14 protein-coding genes are annotated in these 17,790 nt (G+C 54.9%); 11 read left to right on the plus strand and 3 right to left on the minus strand.

The window, feature by feature from the left end:
* Positions 1-111 precede the first annotated feature (111 nt).
* Positions 112-2,610: a T9SS type A sorting domain-containing protein gene (locus QA596_06145; GenBank protein ID MDG5767040.1), complete on the plus strand. Its 2,499-nt coding sequence runs from the start codon at positions 112-114 to the stop codon at positions 2,608-2,610.
* A 103-nt stretch (positions 2,611-2,713) separates the two neighbouring features.
* Here QA596_06145 and hemW read toward each other — a convergent pair whose 3' ends face one another.
* The 3 genes from hemW to QA596_06160 form a co-directional block, all read right to left on the minus strand.
* Positions 2,714-4,021, minus strand: coding sequence for a radical SAM family heme chaperone HemW (gene hemW, locus QA596_06150; GenBank protein ID MDG5767041.1), 1,308 nt, complete (start codon positions 4,019-4,021; stop codon positions 2,714-2,716).
* A 28-nt stretch (positions 4,022-4,049) separates the two neighbouring features.
* Positions 4,050-4,967: a hypothetical protein gene (locus QA596_06155; GenBank protein ID MDG5767042.1), complete on the minus strand. Its 918-nt coding sequence runs from the start codon at positions 4,965-4,967 to the stop codon at positions 4,050-4,052.
* Between the two features lie 177 nt (positions 4,968-5,144).
* Positions 5,145-5,687 carry a gamma carbonic anhydrase family protein gene (locus QA596_06160; GenBank protein MDG5767043.1) on the minus strand — a complete coding sequence of 181 codons (543 nt, stop codon included), beginning with the start codon at positions 5,685-5,687 and terminating at the stop codon, positions 5,145-5,147.
* A gap of 113 nt (positions 5,688-5,800) precedes the next feature.
* Here QA596_06160 and QA596_06165 point away from each other — a divergent pair, with 113 nt between their 5' ends.
* The 10 genes from QA596_06165 to aat all read left to right on the plus strand — a co-directional run bounded on the left by QA596_06165 (position 5,801) and on the right by aat (position 17,582).
* Positions 5,801-6,817: a M14 family zinc carboxypeptidase gene (locus QA596_06165; GenBank protein ID MDG5767044.1), complete on the plus strand. Its 1,017-nt coding sequence runs from the start codon at positions 5,801-5,803 to the stop codon at positions 6,815-6,817.
* A 720-nt stretch (positions 6,818-7,537) separates the two neighbouring features.
* The gene (gene argG / locus QA596_06170) at positions 7,538-8,731 is read left to right on the plus strand and encodes an argininosuccinate synthase (GenBank protein MDG5767045.1); all 1,194 of its coding nucleotides are present in this window, start codon (positions 7,538-7,540) and stop codon (positions 8,729-8,731) included.
* A 42-nt stretch (positions 8,732-8,773) separates the two neighbouring features.
* Complete coding sequence (locus QA596_06175; protein MDG5767046.1) at positions 8,774-9,853, plus strand: hypothetical protein; 1,080 nt, start codon at positions 8,774-8,776, stop codon at positions 9,851-9,853.
* The gene (argC, locus tag QA596_06180; protein ID MDG5767047.1) at positions 9,850-10,884 is read left to right on the plus strand and encodes an N-acetyl-gamma-glutamyl-phosphate reductase; all 1,035 of its coding nucleotides are present in this window, start codon (positions 9,850-9,852) and stop codon (positions 10,882-10,884) included. Before QA596_06175 ends, argC begins: the two co-directional genes overlap by 4 nt.
* Positions 10,885-11,000: 116 nt before the next feature.
* On the plus strand, positions 11,001-12,032 hold the full coding sequence (locus QA596_06185) for an N-acetylornithine carbamoyltransferase (protein ID MDG5767048.1): 1,032 nt from the start codon (positions 11,001-11,003) through the stop codon (positions 12,030-12,032).
* A 37-nt stretch (positions 12,033-12,069) separates the two neighbouring features.
* Positions 12,070-13,011, plus strand: coding sequence for an acetylglutamate kinase (gene argB / locus QA596_06190; protein MDG5767049.1), 942 nt, complete (start codon positions 12,070-12,072; stop codon positions 13,009-13,011).
* A gap of 9 nt (positions 13,012-13,020) precedes the next feature.
* Positions 13,021-14,148, plus strand: a complete 1,128-nt coding sequence (locus QA596_06195) for a M20/M25/M40 family metallo-hydrolase (GenBank protein MDG5767050.1) — start codon at positions 13,021-13,023, stop codon at positions 14,146-14,148.
* Between the two features lie 219 nt (positions 14,149-14,367).
* Entirely contained in the window at positions 14,368-15,879 is a 1,512-nt protein-coding gene (locus QA596_06200; GenBank protein ID MDG5767051.1) for a lyase family protein, read from the plus strand.
* 82 nt (positions 15,880-15,961) lie between these two features.
* The gene (locus QA596_06205) at positions 15,962-16,888 is read left to right on the plus strand and encodes an ADP-ribosylglycohydrolase family protein (protein ID MDG5767052.1); all 927 of its coding nucleotides are present in this window, start codon (positions 15,962-15,964) and stop codon (positions 16,886-16,888) included.
* 58 nt (positions 16,889-16,946) lie between these two features.
* The gene (gene aat / locus QA596_06210) at positions 16,947-17,582 is read left to right on the plus strand and encodes a leucyl/phenylalanyl-tRNA--protein transferase (protein MDG5767053.1); all 636 of its coding nucleotides are present in this window, start codon (positions 16,947-16,949) and stop codon (positions 17,580-17,582) included.
* The last annotated feature ends 208 nt before the right edge of the window (positions 17,583-17,790 follow it).

Here is a 17,790-nt window from a genome sequence, read left to right on the forward strand (position 1 = left end):
CACATTGATGGCGGCGGCCCCAACGACCTCAAACAGGGTGGTTTGCGGAGGAAGCAAAATCAGCAACCCCGAATACACCATTGTTACGATTCTTGCTGCTGAGATTGCACTATGAGGAAAATAGGCGTTTTGCTTCTGGTGATGTTCGCATTGATGCGACCGGGCCTGCCCTCCGGTGAGGTTTACGGGCAGCACACCATCCGCTGTATGCTCCCCTATGAGGATATATCCGGAGCGTCGCGCGATCAACTTCCACCGCATACAAAAGCGTTACTGGCCGCATCTAAAACCAGCACAGACACGACAGGGCTCAAAAGCTATATTTCCGATTCGGGAATATTCCGGATTCTGTACACTACCGAAGGGCGCGATTCCGTGCCGGCGGTGTACACCCTGAACCCCGATGTGCCCGACCATGTGATACAGACCGCGCATTATGCCGATTCATCGTATCGCTATCAGGTGGAGACACTGGGCTTTACCGACCCGACGGTGCGCCGGGTCAATGACTGCAGGGAATGGGGAGACGGAAGCCATCAGGATACCATGATCACCATCCGTTACAGTGACTTCGGATTTTACGGGACCTTCAGCCGTGAAAGGCCCTTCGAAATTGTCGTTCACAGCAATTTCGACGGTTTTCCACCCAACGACTATCAGGACCACCGGCTCGGGGCGCTGAAGGCGACCATAGCCCATGAGTTCAAGCACGCCATTCAATACGCCACCAACTGTTTTCGCGGTGACGCGGGCAACACCTCCTGGCTGGAGATGGATGCCACCATGATGGAGAATATCGTCCACCCCGATGTAAATGATTACTATAACTACATTGATGAACCCTGGTCGCTGTTCCGGTCACCCGAGAGCACCGTGCCATCCTCGAGTGTCAGTCGCTCCTACAGCCATGTGACCTGGTCGCTGTTTTATGCCGAACACTATGGCATCTCATACTGGGTGGATGTGTGGGATCGCATCCGCGATAATCATTACCTCCCGTTTATCGAGGCGATGAGTGCCGAACTGGTGAATCGCGGTGATAATTTTGAATCGGCTCTGATTCGCAACCATCTCTGGCACATGGCCCCCGCAGATTACACATCGGCCGCCGACATGCCGGGAGAACCAGATCCCGTTGTGTATTACGGCTTCTCCGAACAGGGGCGCTATCCGGCAGCCGGCATGTATGCGCAATACACCAATCTGCCCGGTTTTCCGGATGATCCTGTGGAGATTCCCCCGAGAGCGGCCAGATACTTTGAGTTTCAGGCGGATGAAATCGGCGAAAAGGGTCAGGCTGCCCTGGCATTGTTTGAAGACCGCCCCGGAATCGGAATCGGCCTGCTGGCAAAAACCCTGAGCGGTGACCTCATCGAGCTGATAATTCCTTCCTCAACGAATAATCCCCCAAAACACCGCTTGCCGCTTCAATGGGAGGAGCTGAGGTGGCTGGGCATGGTCGCCGTCAACAGCAATCATCAGCTTCCGGTGAATAACCAGATTTTTGCCGGATCCGGGGATGCGATAGACGGCATTTGGGCCTACGGGGATCTTCTTCGAAACGGTTTGCCGACACATGATGACGCACAAAATATTCTGTCATACCCCGTCAACAACGCTTCACCATCGGCATTTCAGCGTTACATCGGCGATGTGAGCGGCAACGGGACGCTCACCCCCTACGACGCATCGCTGCTGTTCCGCCATCTGGACGGCGACCTCCCGTCATTTCCGGCAGACAGCCGTGGCACGGGCAAGGCTCCATCATGGGAAGCGTTCGGTAGTATCGATGCCAGCGGGAGTACCGTTTTTCCGGCTGCCAAACTGGATCCGGATTCGGGGCCGCGGGATACGGTTATCGTAGAATTGCGAACCAGGAGCAGTGTGGTGTTTGCCGATCATGATATGTCGCTCGTATTGTCGGTGTCGGGAGCATCCGATTCGTTGTGGTATTCCCTGTATCTGGAGCTGGATATTGATTATCCTGTCGGGTACGATGGCAGCAAGCCGGAAAACCTCGGGCTGCGGTTTCTGGATGATTTGGAAACAGCCAATGAGCCCGGACAGTCGGAAGGCTGGGAGTATTATTTTGATCAGAATACGCTCCGGCTGGCGTATGCCTCTTCGGTTCCGATGGGCTCCGGACCGGACTGGATTCTGGAAAACACGCCGGATGACCTGCTTGTGCTGAACTGGAGGCCAAGCAATAGCGGGGACGTACATTTTTCCGTAGCCGACTTCCGACTGGATGAGCATGAGTATGTGGTGCACCACCCCGCTATGGATACCATCGTTGTTAGCGCACCGGTTGACGCCGGGCCGCCATCACACACCCCTGCAGCTTTTGAACTGAGCCAGAATTACCCCAATCCGTTTAATCCTGAAACAAGGATCTCATTTACACTGCCGGAGCAGGTGCCGGTCAGGCTCGAAGTGTTTGACATTACCGGCCGGCTGGTAACCACCCTGCTGGATGAAGTAAGAGGCGAAGGGTACCATTCCGTTCGCTTTGATGCCGGAAATTATCACGCCCTAAGCAGCGGGGTCTATTTGTACCGAATTCAGGCCGGGGCATACCGTGAAACCAGGAAAATGACGCTTGTCAAATAGTGCCAGATGGCTACAAAGGGGGCCTATCGTGGGCATGTGACCCAAACAAGGAATTATGAGACAAGGATCCACACGGTTTTAAGGACAACCGCTTGCTCTTCGTTTATCGCACCTGCAGTACCTTGACGGTAATGTAATCCGCCAGCATTGTACCGTTTTCTGTCAGGCGCAGGGGGTTTCCGGGGGCTATCAGCCCCTCATTTCGAAATTGCTTGATGATCTCCAGCTGGTTATCGGTGAGCTCATACCCGTAATTGCTTTTCAGCACATCAACCGAAATCCCTTCCGCCATCCTGAGGCCCATCATAACTCGCTCCTCAGCAAGGGTTTCAGGAGAAAGATTTTCAACAGTGGAGTCGGGTTTTCGACCGGTTGGATCCCTGTCCGCTGGCTGGCCGCCTGGTTGGGCCGGCGGGATATTCGTTTGATTGGAATCGGGGGAATGCCGTTCCGGTTCATGCCAGGTATTTGATTCCCCGGATGCCGGTGATTGGGCGGCGGCGGATTGGGAGCGGGCCCATTTTTGGGAATAGGCGTGCAAATCCGGTGGATTATGGCGGCGTGTAGCTGTTTTGCCATCCGGGTCCCGGAAAAATGAGTGGGCGGCCGGCCCCAGTCCGAGATAATCGACATGCCGCCAATATGCGGTATTGTGCACCGCTTCGTGACCAGGCACCGCATAATTGCTGACTTCATAGGGCTCAATTCCGCGAGACCGGAGTGTACGACGTATCAGCCGAGCCTGAATAGCGACATCATCATCATCGGCGGGGATCAGTCGCCCCAGCTCCAGTTGTTTGCCAAGACGGGTTTTTGGTTCCAGGGTCAGCGAGTATGCCGAGATGTGAGGTGGTTTGTAGCCGAGGAGAACATCCAGGTCCTCTTCGAGCTGATGCACACTTTGTCCGGGACTGCCGTAAATCAGGTCCACGCTGAAGGTCTCGAAGCCGGCAGCCGCAACCAGTTCCAGAGCACGATGCGCCTGTGGGGCATTGTGCGCCCGGTGCATGAAGTGCAGTAGCTCCGGCTGAAAAGATTGGACCCCCATGCTCAGACGGGTCACCCCCAGCATTTTCAGATGCGACAGCCACCCGGCGTTGACATCCTCCGGGTTGACTTCCACGGTGAATTCCCGGAGTTGTGAAAGGTCGAACCGATGATGCAATGTTTCCACAATGCGGTCGAACTGCGATGCATCAAGCCGGGAGGGGGTTCCGCCTCCGAAGTAGAGGGTCTGCAGTGGTTTGCCGAGGATAGATTCCGGGATATCCGGATTCCGGCCGACACTGGAAATCTCGAATACAAGAGCATCAACAAAAGCAGGGATAAGCTGCTCGCGTGTGACAAAATAGAAGTCGCAGTACGAGCATGCCTGTCTGCAGAAGGGAATGTGAATATAGATACCGCTCATTTGATGCGTGATGAAGGGTGATGAGCCGCTAATCGGCAATAGGCCGCCAGTAGGAACGAGCGACATGGGCGGCATTGCCCACCACAAACAGGAAAGCCTCCCCAAACAGGAACCAGAGTCGCGATGCCAGTGCAATGGTGGTGCCTTCGCCGACACTGAGTCCGAGCTGATTGAGGTAGATTACGATCATGGTTTCCCGGACACCAATGCCGCCGGGAGCAAAAAAGGCGATGACTCCAATGTTGGCGGCCAGAGGAAAACAGAGTCCGGTGAGCAGGGGTACATCATGAGGCACCAGCGCCTGGACCAGCAAATAGAAGCCGGCACCCCAAATGGCCCAGTTCAGCAAACTGTAGGGCACCACCCGCCGAATCATGTGCCAGTCCAGGGGAGTGATGTTTACCTCCCGTTTCATGACGCGCATCATCACCTTGTTCACAATATTGGGCAACATCGAACTGAATATGAACGGGGTGATACCAAGCCAGATAAGGGCGCCGGTAATGCCGCCGACAGAAAAGTTGCCGGCCAGATTGTAGCCGATCAGGCCCAGGAAAAACCCCACCCAGATGCTGATGATCTGTTCCTTGAAGGAGAGCAGGGAAAGCGGCCCCAGACTGTGGTCGCTGTGCTTTTCCACATAGGCGGAGCGTCCAAGCAAAACCCACAGGCGTCCCGGAATGTATTTTCCGAAAATGGAGAGACCGGCGCTGGCCATGATGGTCCGGTTTCGGATGTCACGGTACTCCGAGCCCAGAACTTTTCCCCAACAGACACTGTAAAGCAGAAATCCTGCCCACAGGAAGAGTACGGAATAGAGCAGATAGGCATGCGAATAGATCTTGGGCCTGACCAGATAGTCGGCATAGTACAAGCCGGCAAGCAAAAAGATCAACGATGTGTATATGATGATCTTGCTCAGGTGTTTGGAGAGAAACGTAGGCAAAGCGGGATGGTTGAGTCGGACAGGTTCGCGGGTCGTTTGACAGAGAGTCCCTTCATGTGTGTAAGATGCGGATAATCCTGAATATTATAAACAGCAGGTTGGCCTGTGCCCGGGCAGTGTCGCCAACTCTTGCCGTCGGTTCATACCGCTTGGCGGAACGCCTCTTAACCGACACAATCAGCGATCATAAAATGGATTTTTTTCATACGTATCCTTTTGCTGATAGGCGCGCATGTAGGTGACATAGTGGTCGGAATAGGTAACCAGGGAGGAGCGTTCTTCGTCGGTAAGCCTGCGGACCGGCCTGGCCGGCGATCCCATGCACAAATATCCGGAGGGCATGATTTTACCCGGCGGCACCAGGCTGCCGGCAGCAAGCATGCAGTCGGGCTCAATCACGGCATGGTCCAGTACAACGGATTGAATGCCGACAAGAACACGGTCGCCGATCGTGCAACCGTGGATGACCGCACTGTGTCCGACAGTCACCTGATCCCCGATTCGCGTTGGTGCAGTGCGGTTGGTGACATGAATACAGGCGTTATCCTGGATATTGGTCCGTTGACCAATTTCTATATAATTCACATCGCCGCGAAGGGTCGCGTTAAACCAGACACTTGATTCGCTGCCAAGTGTCACATCCCCGATTATATCGGCACTTGGGGCAATAAAGCAGGATTCGTCGAAGTGCGGGCGGGCATTCAGGAATTCGTAAATCATGGTTCAATGGACTCCGGTTCGGTTTGTCGTTACTGGTAATGTCGTTATAATCATGGACAGTTCTCAATCTAACGGTGTCGGCAGAAATATTCAGAAGTTGTTCAATTATGCAGATGGAACGAAAAAAAATGCTATCGTCAGTCGATCCTGCCTTAATGTGGGAATACACGCAGTTTTTATCGGTACTAAAGAAAGAGGCCGGAGCGCATGAAAGCGTTATCGGAGAAAGCGAGCAGGGTAGGCCGATATACGGGTTTGAGCTGGGCCACGGTCCGATAACAATTAGTTTGGTTGCCGGCGCTCATGCGGATGAACCTGTTGGCCCCAACACACTATACCGCCTGATATTGTCACTTTTGCAAAACCGGCAGGCGTTTGACGGATTGCTGTCCCGTTTCCGGTTTTTGGTGATTCCGCATGTGAATCCGGACGGAGATGCGGCAAACGCTTCCTGGATAAGGCACTGGCCGGACCCGGAACGGTTTTTTTCACTGGTTGAGCGGGAGCTTCCCGGCAGGGATATTGAGTTTGGTTACCCGGATATGCGGGTGGAAAACCGGGCGGCATCGGAGTTTTGGTGGAAAAGTGGTCCTGCGGATATCCATGTAAGCCTCCACGGCATGGCCGTATCGGAAGGATTTCTGCTGCTGGTCAACGACGCGTGGGAATCGAAAACCCGCGATTGGCGCAACCGGTTTCGCTCGGAGATGGAGCAGCAGGGGCTGATGCCGCATGATCACGACCGCGCCGGCGATAAGGGCTTCAACTACATGGGGCCGGGCTTCTCTTCAACTCCAAAAGGATCTGCCATGAGGCAGTTCTTTTTGCAGAAAGAGGACACTGAAACAGCCGCCATGTTTCGTGACAGCTCCATGGAATTTCATCTCGGGCTCAACCCTTCCGTGTTTTGTCTGGTTACGGAGTTTCCCCTGTTTCTGCTGCCACACTCCGGCAATGACGGTATTCCAAAAAATTATCAGCTATTTCGGGAAGTCTGGAAAACCGGGGGAAGCATTGCGGAGGGGCGGTTTGATGTCCGGCCGATGGCTCTTGAGAAGGCCATGGACCTTCAGCTGTACACGGTTTTATCAGCCGCAACATTTGTAGAGGAATTTTTTGCAGATGCATAAGGTGCCGTTTGAAGCCGAACCGAAGATATGTCCGGTGCCGGTACTAAAGCCGGCACGTTGAAAAGTCATGAGAGACTTTCTGAGATAAGGAACAGATCGCTCATGTGACCTGGAAGCTGCATGTAGCCCACATGGTTAGTCGCTCGATACAGCCCGATCCGCCACTCTGCAGAAACCGGGATATAAGCAAGTCATATCGAGCGATAGCGGAGCATCTGACCCCGGATTTCGGAATCTAATCCATCGATTATGCATTAAGAAGTGTTAATACTTGCAGCGGATTGATTGACATTGTTACAGATTATTCGGTTCTTCCGTTTTCTTATGAAACTGAACATGACATACAATCTTTGCAATGATAGCCGCCGTCGCCGTTTTCGCCGTCGCCTGGAAAGAGATCTGTGCAAAGATTGTGTCTGAGAAATTTGTGTATTAAATAATTGAAAGGCAGAATCTTCGCAGGTTCTGCCTTTTTTTTTGCCTATTTTTTATGTCGTTACAAGAAATATCCATGGCGAAGCAGGAGCTTTAATTAACAGCTGAATGATTAAAACCGGTCATGTCATTCTATCTGACATTAGAATCGAAGATCACGAAGTGCCCAGTGTAACGCGTAAGCGAATCGAAGATCACGAAGTGAAATCAAAAGTTTTAAACAGATGAAATGGTGGGAAGAAATGAACGAAGCCAGATTGCCCGTATTCATTAAATGGTATAATTATGAATGATCCGATAGTATTGGCCTATAGTGGGGGACTTGATACCAGCTTTTGCATCCCGTACCTGAAAGAAGAATATAATAGCGATGTGCATGCCGTGATCGTGGATTGCGTGGGCCTGACCAGGGCGGAAAAGGAAGCGATCCGGGATCGCGCCTTGTCCCTTGGTGCCGCTGAATTTGCCAGTATTGACGGCTTCCCGCCGTTATATGACCACATCCTCTCATACCTGATCAAGGGGAATGTGCTGCGCGACCGGACCTACCCGCTTTGTGTGGGATCGGAGCGCTATATCCAGGCCGAGATGATTCTGGAATATGCGAGGCAGCAGGGAACCAACCGGATTGCTCACGGCTCCACCGGGGCCGGGAATGACCAGGTGCGCTTCGACGGGGCCCTGCGAACCGGCATGCCTGATGTCGAGATAATCACGCCTATTCGCGACAAGGAGCTGACGCGTGAACAAACGACCGCTTACCTGGCAGAGCGTGGGTTCGAAGTTCCCACGAAAACTACCAGCTATTCAATCAATGATGGTATCTGGGGAACCAGTGTGGGCGGAACCGAGACCACCAGCAGCGACCAGGCGCTTCCATTTGAAGCTTTTCCGCATCTCAAGCCGCCTCATGAACTGGAGGATGAACCCGAGGAGCTGAATATCGATTTTGCGCATGGCCTGCCGGTTGCGGTCAACGGACACCAAATGGACGCATCCGCACTGCTGGAGGCACTGCGTGAATTTGGGCGCTATCACGGCATTGGCATGGGGATGCATCTCGGGGATACGATTCTGGGAATCAAGGGCAGAATCGGTTTTGAAGCACCCGTAGCCAGGATCCTTTACCTGGCACACCATGAGCTGGAGAAACTGACGCTAAGCCAGGATCAGCGGCAAATCAAGGACAACCTGGCAGACCAGTATGGTGCCATGCTGCATGAAGCTCGTTTTTATGATCCGGTGATGCGTGATATCGAAGCTTTTTTCAACTCAACACAGGCGCGTGTAACCGGAGAGGTGACGCTTTATGCCTGCCGGGGCTCATTGTTCCCGCTAAAGGTATCATCCTCTTACAGCATCATGAATAATTCCGTTGCGCGGTATGGCGAAGAAGCCGGGGGCTGGAGCGGAACCGAAGCCCGGGCTTATTCCAAAATGTACAGTATCAGAACACAAATCTATAACAGGTCACGGTAATTGCTGGCGGTTAATCAGAAACAAAGACAGGTGTAAACAAATATGGAACTGAAAGAAATCAATGCCGATATCATCGCATCCAGTTCGGCTTCGGTTAAATTGGGTCATCGGGTGAATATCGCCCCGAATATTGTCGCTGAAGAGGGGTATCTGGTAGCAGTGAGGACGCTGGATGTCAAGGATAAATACAATACGATCGAGACCAGCGAGGGGGTCATTATTCCGTATGGCAAGGATCAGATTGTGGTTGGTGCCCTCGGTGAGCGGCAGGCGCTGCGCGGTTACAGCGGAATCATCCCGAGGTCGGTCAAGAAAGGAGATATTCTGCATATTTTGAATATGGGCGGAATAATCGGAAGCTGCCAGTCACCGCACCCGGATCATGGTCCGGCCATGCGGGTGGAGGTGCTGGGCGCCGTCATGATTCCCGACGATGAGGATGGAGGCGACCTGCAGAAGCATGCCTGTATCCAGGATTATGCCATCGACTGGGAATATAATCTCACCGAAAGCGCACCGCTTATTGCCGTGACCGGTACCTGTATGCATGTGGGGAAAACGATGGCCGCAACCATGATTGTCCGCCAGCTTTCCGCCAGGGGGTACAAGGTGGCGGCGGCGAAACTTACCGGGGCCTCCCTGATGCGGGATACAAGGGAAATGAAGGAAAACGGAGCGATTGCTTCGGCTCACTTTGGTATGGCCGGCCTGGTTTCGACTACCGGCAAGAACATCCTTCCCATGGCCAAGGGCCTGATCAAGCACCTGAACAGCGTTAACCCCGATGTGATTGTACTGGAGTTCGGCGATGGTATCATCGGCGCGTATGGTGTGGACAGCCTTTTGATGGACAAGGAGATCATGCAGTTCACCCGCACGCATGTGGTGGCCGCACAGGACTTCATGGGATGCTGGTCGGCCGATCATTTCTTCAGAAAACGTTATACCAGTTCTATATCGATCATTACGGGCCCGGTTACCGACAATTTGGTCGGGATTCAGTTTATCCAGAACACCCTTGGAATCCGGGCGGTAAATGCCGTGGCGGATCCCAAAAAACTGGCCGATATGGTAGTTGAAATTACCTTTGCCGCGCCAACAAAAAAGGAGCCGTTTTTATGAGTACCGTCTATAATGTGTCGATTGCAGGTGCCAGCGGATATACCGGTATGGAAACTGTTCGAATCCTGCACGGCCACCCCAATGTGGAGATCGGCAGACTCTACGGAGCCAGTTCGGCAGGGTCGCAGTTTCATGAGCAATACAAGGCGATGCAGTCGCTGGTTGAGTTGCCCATATCGGATTTTGAGGAGCTTGCAACCGATAACTCCGACGCCATATTTCTGGGTCTGCCCCACGGCAAATCTGCAGAAGTAGCAAAAGTCCTTTTGGACGCGGGCTACAAGGGGCGCATTATTGACATGAGCTCCGACTTCCGGCTTAAGAACCCCGCAGATTACGAAACCTGGTATGGATGGACCCACCCCCACCCCGAGCTGATCGACAAGTTTGTATATGGCCTAACGGAGTGGTTTCGCAACGACATTCGCCTCGCTTCCCATGTTGCGAACCCCGGCTGTTTTGCCAGCGCCATCCAGATGGGGCTGCTGCCCTTTGCCGGCCGCGGTCTTGTTTCCGAATGTGAGGCGATGGGGATCACCGGCTCGTCCGGATCAGGCGCTACCCCCTCTGCCGGAACCCATTTTTCAAGCCGGTTCGGTAATGTCAGGGCCTATAAAGTGTATCGGCATCAGCACATGGGCGAAGTAAACCAGAGCCTGTCCCGGCAGATTCCCGATACTGCTTTGCAGCCTAAAGTTCGGTTTATCCCGGTTTCGGGTCCTTTTGTACGGGGGATATGGATGACGCTGTCCCTGACTCTGAACCAGGATGTTCCTGCAGAGCATGTGCTTGAGGAAGAGTATTACAACGCTCCGATGGTCCGGTTGCGGCAGGGTATGCCGGAATTGAAAGAGGTTGCCGGAAGTGCCTTTACCGATATCGGATTTGTTCAGGACGGCCGCAAGGTGGTTGTAGGTGTGGCCATCGACAACCTGCTGAAGGGAGCCGCATCACAGGCCGTTCAAAACTTCAACCTGATGTTGGAACTGCCCGAGGAGACCGGCCTGATGTTTCCTCCCGCAATTGTTTGATTTCGAGCAGGCATCACTTCAAGTGCCCGTGTGACATAATATAAGAGGGTTACGGTGTGGCGTAACCTGCACCCGATCAATAACTTTGAAAATAAAAGTACTAAAGCGACAAACCAATGAGCAGTCGACTAGATTCAGCAAGCCACTTCCTTCACCTTTCGGACTGGAACGATGCCGGGTTGCGGGAGGTGCTTGACAAAGCTAAGCAGCTTAAGGAGCAGGATTACCGCGAACCGGTCGCCCGGGGCAAGGTGCTCGGTTTGATTTTCTTCAATCCGTCGCTGCGGACCCGCATCTCGTTTGAAACGGCGGCCGTGCATCTCGGGGCCGGCTCTTCCATCATCCAGCCGGGCCAGGGTACCTGGACCTTCGAAACCCGCACTGGCGCCGTCATGGACGGTGACCGTACCGAGCATCTGAAGGAGGCCGTTCAGGTAATTTCCCGCTATGCCGATGTCATCGGGGTTCGGGCTTTTGCCGGAATGCAGGATCCCGACGCCGATTTCGAGGACCGCTTTATCCGGGATATCGCTGAATATGCTACGGTGCCCGTAATCAATATGGAAAGCGCGCGTGAGCATCCGTGTCAGGCGCTGGCTGACGGGCTGACCATCATGGAGCGGTTCGGAAACCGGCCCGAAGGAAAAAAGTTTGTTCTGAGCTGGGCACCCCATCCCAAAGCGCTTCCGATGGCAGTACCCAACAGCGCGCTGGAAATAGCCGCAAGGCTGGGAATGGAGGTTACCCTCGCCTGCCCGCCCGGCATGGAGCCGGATCAACGGATCCTGGACGGCATTTCGGGGCATGCTGAAAGAAACGGATCGTCGCTGGATGTCAGTCACGACCAGCAGGAGGCGTTTCAGCAGGCCGATATCATCTATGGAAAATCGTGGGCCGGGCCGCTCGTTTACCGGGACACCGAAGCCGAGCATGCCCAGCGTACCGAAACCTACGCCGACTGGACCATCAACGAGGAGAAGATGGCACTGACCAGCGACGCCGGCTTCATGCACTGCCTGCCGGTCCGGCGAAATGTCGTCGTTACCGACGGAGTGCTGGACGGACCCGGAGCAATTCACATAGGTCAGGCCGAAAATCGGCTGCACGCGCAAAAGGCGGTGCTGTTGAAACTCTGGGGCTTGTTATGACAGAGCCGGCAACAATAACACGGCTTGAAATCACCCAATGAAAGAGAAACAGGCGGATACCATCATAATTAAGCTGAGCGGCAATGTGATCGCGGATTCCAGCGCGCTCGGAAAACTCGCTGAATACATCATCCGTGAGAGAAATGCGGGCAAACGGATTGTGCTGACCCACGGCGGCGGCAAGCAGATCACCGGGTTGAGCAAACGGCTGAAGATACCCGTACAGCAAGTGGCCGGACGGCGCATCACCAATGACGACACCCGGGAGGTTCTGCTCTATACCGTCGGAGGCAAAGCCAATCGCGAACTGGTTGCTTTCCTCAGGAAGCAAGGCCTGTCGGCCGTTGGTATTTCCGGCGTGGATGGAGGCCTGACCACCTCGCACCGCAGGCCCCCGTTTGATATCGACGGAGAGCCCGTTGACTTCGGCCTGGTCGGTGAAATTGATGCCGTTGACACCACTCTGCCCAAAGCCCTGCTGGATTCCGGGTTCATCCCTGTCATCGGATGCCTGACATGGTCACGTGACGAGGGGGTGCTCAATGTAAATGCCGATACTTTCGCCATCCGAATCTCCCTGGCGATGCAGGGGGATGAACTGATTATGCTGATGGATCCGCCGGCAGTGCTGGATGCCGCTCAAAAGCCGATCGCAACGATGCGACGGACCGACTGGCAGCTCGGCCTCAGGGAGGGCTGGGTCAGGGACGGGATGAAGCCGAAACTGTTGACCGCGTTTGAAGCATTGGAAAAAGGGATTCCGTTGGTGAGAATGACCAATGCGGATACCCTTGCAGCCGGTGGCGGCACACGCCTGGTCGCAGACGACCGGGAGCCCGGCCCCTCCGGCACTCACCCGGATCACGGCCCCGGTTTCGGTCCGGACGACGGTTCCGATCCGGGCGACGGTTCCGGTCCCGATTCCGATAACCCGGAGGTGCCGCCCCCTTCCCGCCCCTCCGATGAGGGAATAAACTGATTTCTTGTCATGGATTTTCTGAAAGACATATCGGCGGTCGCGCTTCTGAAAGAGCTGATTCGCTTTCCAAGCGTCAGCACGAAGGAGAAGGAGCTGGTGGATTGGCTTGAGTCGCAGGTGGCCGCAACCGGACTTCTGGAGGTGGAAAGGCACAAGGATAATCTGATATTTCATTTGGGCTCGGGAAGACCCTGGATGCTGATGAATTCTCACTCGGATGTGGTTCCTCCATCTGCCCGTCATGCGGGCGACCCTTTTGAACCCGTGGAAAGAGAGGGGCGGATCTATGGGCGGGGCAGCACCGATGCCAAGGCGTCGGTCAGCAGCATGCTGGTCGCGCTGCTCGAAATGGCCCGCACGGGATACCGGCCACAAGGTCGGGTGAGCCTGGCCGTGACGGTTTGCGAGGAGAGCGCCGGTTACAACAACGGCATGGCGTATTTGAGGGAAATCATTGAGCCCCCGGATGCCGCCTTGATCGGTGAACCGACAATGCTCCACCCGTGTGCCGCGCAAAAGGGCCTGCTGGTGCTGAAGCTGGAGACCGAAGGCGAAGCGGGACACGCGGCCCGTGTTACCGGTCCCAACGCAATTTACGAAATGGCTTCCCGGCTGGAGCTGCTCAAAGCCGTCGACTTCCCCGATGAAAATCCATTCCTGGGAAAAACCCGGATTACACCGACGACGATCGAAGGAGGAACGACACGCAACGCGTATCCGGACTCCTGCAGGGTGTATCTGGATATCCGCACCATTCCCGAGGTGCCGAACGAGGTCATCATTGAACGGCTGCGGAAAGTGCTTCAGATCCCCGTGGAGATTCACAGCGACCGTTTCGTCTCCACCAGCACCGATCCGTCGCATCCGGTGGCCCTGGCTGCGGAAGAAGTAACGGGCAATCCGCTGTTTGGCTCGCCGACCAGCTCCGACTGGGTATTCCTGTCGGATGTGCCGGCAATTAAAATCGGACCGGGCAACAGCAGCGACTCTCATACGGCCAACGAATCCATTGCCGTTGAACAGGTTGAAAAAGCCGTGCCGGTCTATCAGAAAATCATCAAACGCTTTTTTGAACGAATTCACAACCATGAAGATGGAGACGGACAAAGCCGCAGTGCGGCCACCGGATCACCGTAAACTAACCGGCATCCAATACCATCCAACATCACCGTAACCCTCATCCCGGATAACCGTCCCGTGAAATGATCATGACCGGGCGGGTATCAGGACACATAGACGCATGATTAAAACCGGTCATATCATACTATCTGACATTAGAATCGAAGATCACGAGGTGCCCAGAGTAACGCGAAAGCGAATCGAAGATCACGAGGTGAAATCAAAATTTTTAAACAGATGAAAACACTATGGCAAAAAACGGAAGGAAAAACCGGCGCCCGGGAGCACTCTCAGTCAGACCGGACCTGGTTCTACCGTTTTACGGCGGAAGAGGACCGGGAACTCGACCGGAACCTGGTCCCGTATGACATCCTGGTGAACCTGGCCCAGGCGCGCATGCTTCTCCGCGTCGGAGTGTATGACCAGCCGGGCTATGAAAAAGTGGTCTCCGCATTGAGGAACGCCTGGCAGGAATGGGAGGATGGAGCCTTCGGTCTGGGTCCGGATGACGAAGATGTCCACTCCGCCGTGGAAAAGTACGTGACGGAGAAAGCCGGCCGGGATGGCGCGCGTATCCACACGGGCCGCTCCCGAAATGACCAGGTACTGGCCGACATGCGGCTGTTCATGAAAAAATCGATTGTTGATATCGCTGCGGAGTGGCTTTCCGTGGCAAACCGCCTGGCGGGAATTGCCGAATCGTACAAGGGCGTCTTTTTTGCCGGAATGACCCACACCCAGCCCGCCATGCCCCACTCGGTGGATGCATGGGCCGCCGGGTATCTGGATCTGCTGGCATCGGACCTCAAGGCGCTGCAATCGGCATTCACGCTGGTGGATCGGTCACCGCTGGGAAGCGCCGCGGGATACGGAGTCCCCTACATCCGTGTGGATCGGGAATATGTTGCCGGGCAGCTGGGCTTTGCCAGTGTGCAGGAGCCGGTTGCGGCCTCCCAGTTGTCCAGGGGCAGATTTGAAATGCAGGTGGTGGATGCACTGGCCTATGGTGCGCTGACGTTCAACCGGATGGCTTCGGATGTCGTGCTGTTCATGCACCCCTCCTGGTCGCTGGTAACCCTCAGTGAAGACCAGGTGTCGGGCAGCAGTATCATGCCGCAAAAGCGTAACCCCGATGCGTGGGAACTGATTCGTGGCGCGTACCATGATTTTCAGGCCGCAAGAACACACCTGGCGGGTATTCCGGCAAACCTGGGTTCGGGTTATCACCGCGACCTGCAGGTAGTGAAAAAGAGTGTGGTTTCTGCCGTTCGGCAATCCATGATGCTGGCCGAAGCGGTGCGCCACGCGCTGTCGGGCCTTGAGTTCAACCGCGACCGTGCACGCAGCAGCCTGACACCGGATGTCTATGCCACGCATGAAGCCAACAGGCTGGTTGCCGGAGGCATGCCCTTCCGCGAAGCGTACCGGAAGGTTGCGGAACGGCACGGCGCGGAGAGCAGACAGAGCGCTGCGGACCCGGAAGATGCAGCCAACCAACAGGGCTCGGCCGGCAGGGAGGGTGACACAGGGCAGCAGGATGTGCCCGGGAAGTCCGATACCTCGCAACCGGCGACTTTCCGGGAGACTTTGGGTGCCACAGAGCAGGTAGGAAAAACAGTTTACCATCACAGCGGCGCGCCGGGATCCGGAGTGCCGGAGGCGCTTCTTGGAGCCGTCAGGGAATCGGAACAATGGACGGAGGCCAGAAAAAACGAATGGGAACGGACCAAAGCGAATCTCTTGTCCTGAAACTCAGAAAAAACACAGTCCGGGCATTGTGTCCATCCCGGAATACAAGTATCATCCAACAAAAGAAGAACGGAGCGTAGTTATGTCAGATCAGATTAAAAACAAATTTCATGCAACCTGTCTGGGCGCCGCAATCGGAGAGGCCATCGGCATGCCGGCCGAAGGGCTGACACCCGGGGAAGTGTCTAAGGAATATGGTGAAATCACGGGTTTCATAAGCCGAATCGGGCAGGAGGATTTCAGTCCGGTGAGCGAAAGGCACTCCGTACGCCAGACCGAGGCCCTGCTCTCTGTTCTGGCAGCCTCCAAACCGCTGCCCGACCTGCAGGAGTTTGCGTTTACGATCAAGCAGGCCTTGAACAAGTATCCCGAGAAGTGGCCGAAATCAACCACTTTTGCCTGGCCTCCCTTTCCCGATGGCGGGCACTATACGTTCTCTTTCGCTATTCCGGCCGCGAGGCTGTTGAACGAGGGTCGGGTCACACTGGAGGAGCTTATCGGGTGGATGCAGTCGCTCACCCCCTCCTCGGTCGTATGGCAGCAGAGCATCTGGTTATATCTCCGGCTGCTCAACTATCTGTTCAGCCAGACCCCGGCCTCCTTTGACCCGGATGATTTTCTGCTGCAGGCTACGAAGTTTATCCGCGAAGCCGAGTCGCACTTTCCCGGCGATTACAAAATCAGGCGCCGAATGCAGGTAACCGAGCCCATGATGGACGAGCCCCTCGAAGCTATTGCAAAATCGTGCGGAAATGTCAGCAAGCTTGCCGAAGATATGATCACTTTTGTAGGAGCGGTCTTCCACCGGCACCATAATGATTACCGGAAGGCCTTGTTGGCTGCCGCAAACCTGGGGGGCGAGAGCGAGGCGTCTTGCTTCTATCTCGGCAGTTTGTTTGGAGCCCTGGGAGGAGTGGAGTTGCTGCCGCCGGACTGGATGGATAGCTATGCCGAACGCAACAGGGTTGAATCGGCACTGGAACAGTTTGAGGCCGGCATCAAGTCCTGACCCGGTATTGATAACAGACGCGGGAATTCGGACCGCATCCGGATGAAATCAACGCAACATGACGGAAGCGAGAAACAACAGTTCGAGACCGGCTGAAGTCATCCCCGTAGAGGTGTTGATTGAAGGATACGCCAAAGGAATCTTTCCCATGGCACGGTCCCGAAATGACCCGGAATACCACTGGTATACGGCGGTACGTCGCGGCGTGATTCCCATTGACGGCTTCCACATCTCCCGTAAAACCCGGCGTCTGATCCGGAACACGCCTCACCGGTGGAGTGTCAATAATGATTTCAAGGCAGTAATCGAAGGGTGTGCTGACCGGAAATCGACCTGGATCTCCGGCCGGATCATAGATTCGTTCGTTCAGTTGCATGAAGCGGGCTACGCTCATTCGGTGGAGGTGTACCGGGAAGGCCGGCTGGTCGCAGGTTTGTATGGCGTTGCGCTCCGCTCCGCCTTTTTTGCCGAATCCATTTTCCAGTATGAACCGGAAATGGGCAAGCTCGCCCTCTTTTATTGCCACAAGCGGCTTCAGGAGCGTGGGTTCCGTCTTTGGGACACCCAGTTTTACACCCCGCACCTCGGCCAGTTCGGATGCATTGAAATTGAAGCGAAAGAATACGACCGGCGTCTTGACCAGGCGTTGCGTTATCCGGCAAGGTTTGATGACGGACCCGCCCGCCCCTCCTGATCCGCCCATATCGCGTTGCGCGTTATCAATTCTTGAATTAATTCCGTATCTTTTGCGCTCGTTATGCCGGATGCGCATAACAAGCCTTCCTTATTGGTGAGATTGCTCAGTTCGTTCCCTTTTCCTGCAGATCAAAGAAGTGTACCTGGCGGCAATATCAGAAGAGGGAGAAATATGCGTTCCCGAAATGCGGGATCGTTCATCCTTG

This window comes from Balneolales bacterium ANBcel1, from assembly GCA_029688905.1.
Taxonomy (GTDB): domain Bacteria; phylum Bacteroidota; class Rhodothermia; order Balneolales; family Natronogracilivirgulaceae; genus SLLW01.

Coding starts and splice junctions, on each gene's coding strand:
- QA596_06145 (MDG5767040.1), top strand. CDS start 112: ATGAGGAAAATAGGCGTTTTGCTTCTGGTGATGTTCGCATTGATGCGA.
- hemW (MDG5767041.1), bottom strand. CDS start 4,021: ATGAGCGGTATCTATATTCACATTCCCTTCTGCAGACAGGCATGCTCG.
- QA596_06160 (MDG5767043.1), bottom strand. CDS start 5,687: ATGATTTACGAATTCCTGAATGCCCGCCCGCACTTCGACGAATCCTGC.
- QA596_06165 (MDG5767044.1), top strand. CDS start 5,801: ATGGAACGAAAAAAAATGCTATCGTCAGTCGATCCTGCCTTAATGTGG.
- argG (MDG5767045.1), top strand. CDS start 7,538: ATGAATGATCCGATAGTATTGGCCTATAGTGGGGGACTTGATACCAGC.
- QA596_06175 (MDG5767046.1), top strand. CDS start 8,774: ATGGAACTGAAAGAAATCAATGCCGATATCATCGCATCCAGTTCGGCT.
- argC (MDG5767047.1), top strand. CDS start 9,850: ATGAGTACCGTCTATAATGTGTCGATTGCAGGTGCCAGCGGATATACC.
- QA596_06185 (MDG5767048.1), top strand. CDS start 11,001: ATGAGCAGTCGACTAGATTCAGCAAGCCACTTCCTTCACCTTTCGGAC.
- argB (MDG5767049.1), top strand. CDS start 12,070: ATGAAAGAGAAACAGGCGGATACCATCATAATTAAGCTGAGCGGCAAT.
- QA596_06195 (MDG5767050.1), top strand. CDS start 13,021: ATGGATTTTCTGAAAGACATATCGGCGGTCGCGCTTCTGAAAGAGCTG.
- QA596_06200 (MDG5767051.1), top strand. CDS start 14,368: ATGAAAACACTATGGCAAAAAACGGAAGGAAAAACCGGCGCCCGGGAG.
- QA596_06205 (MDG5767052.1), top strand. CDS start 15,962: ATGTCAGATCAGATTAAAAACAAATTTCATGCAACCTGTCTGGGCGCC.
- aat (MDG5767053.1), top strand. CDS start 16,947: ATGACGGAAGCGAGAAACAACAGTTCGAGACCGGCTGAAGTCATCCCC.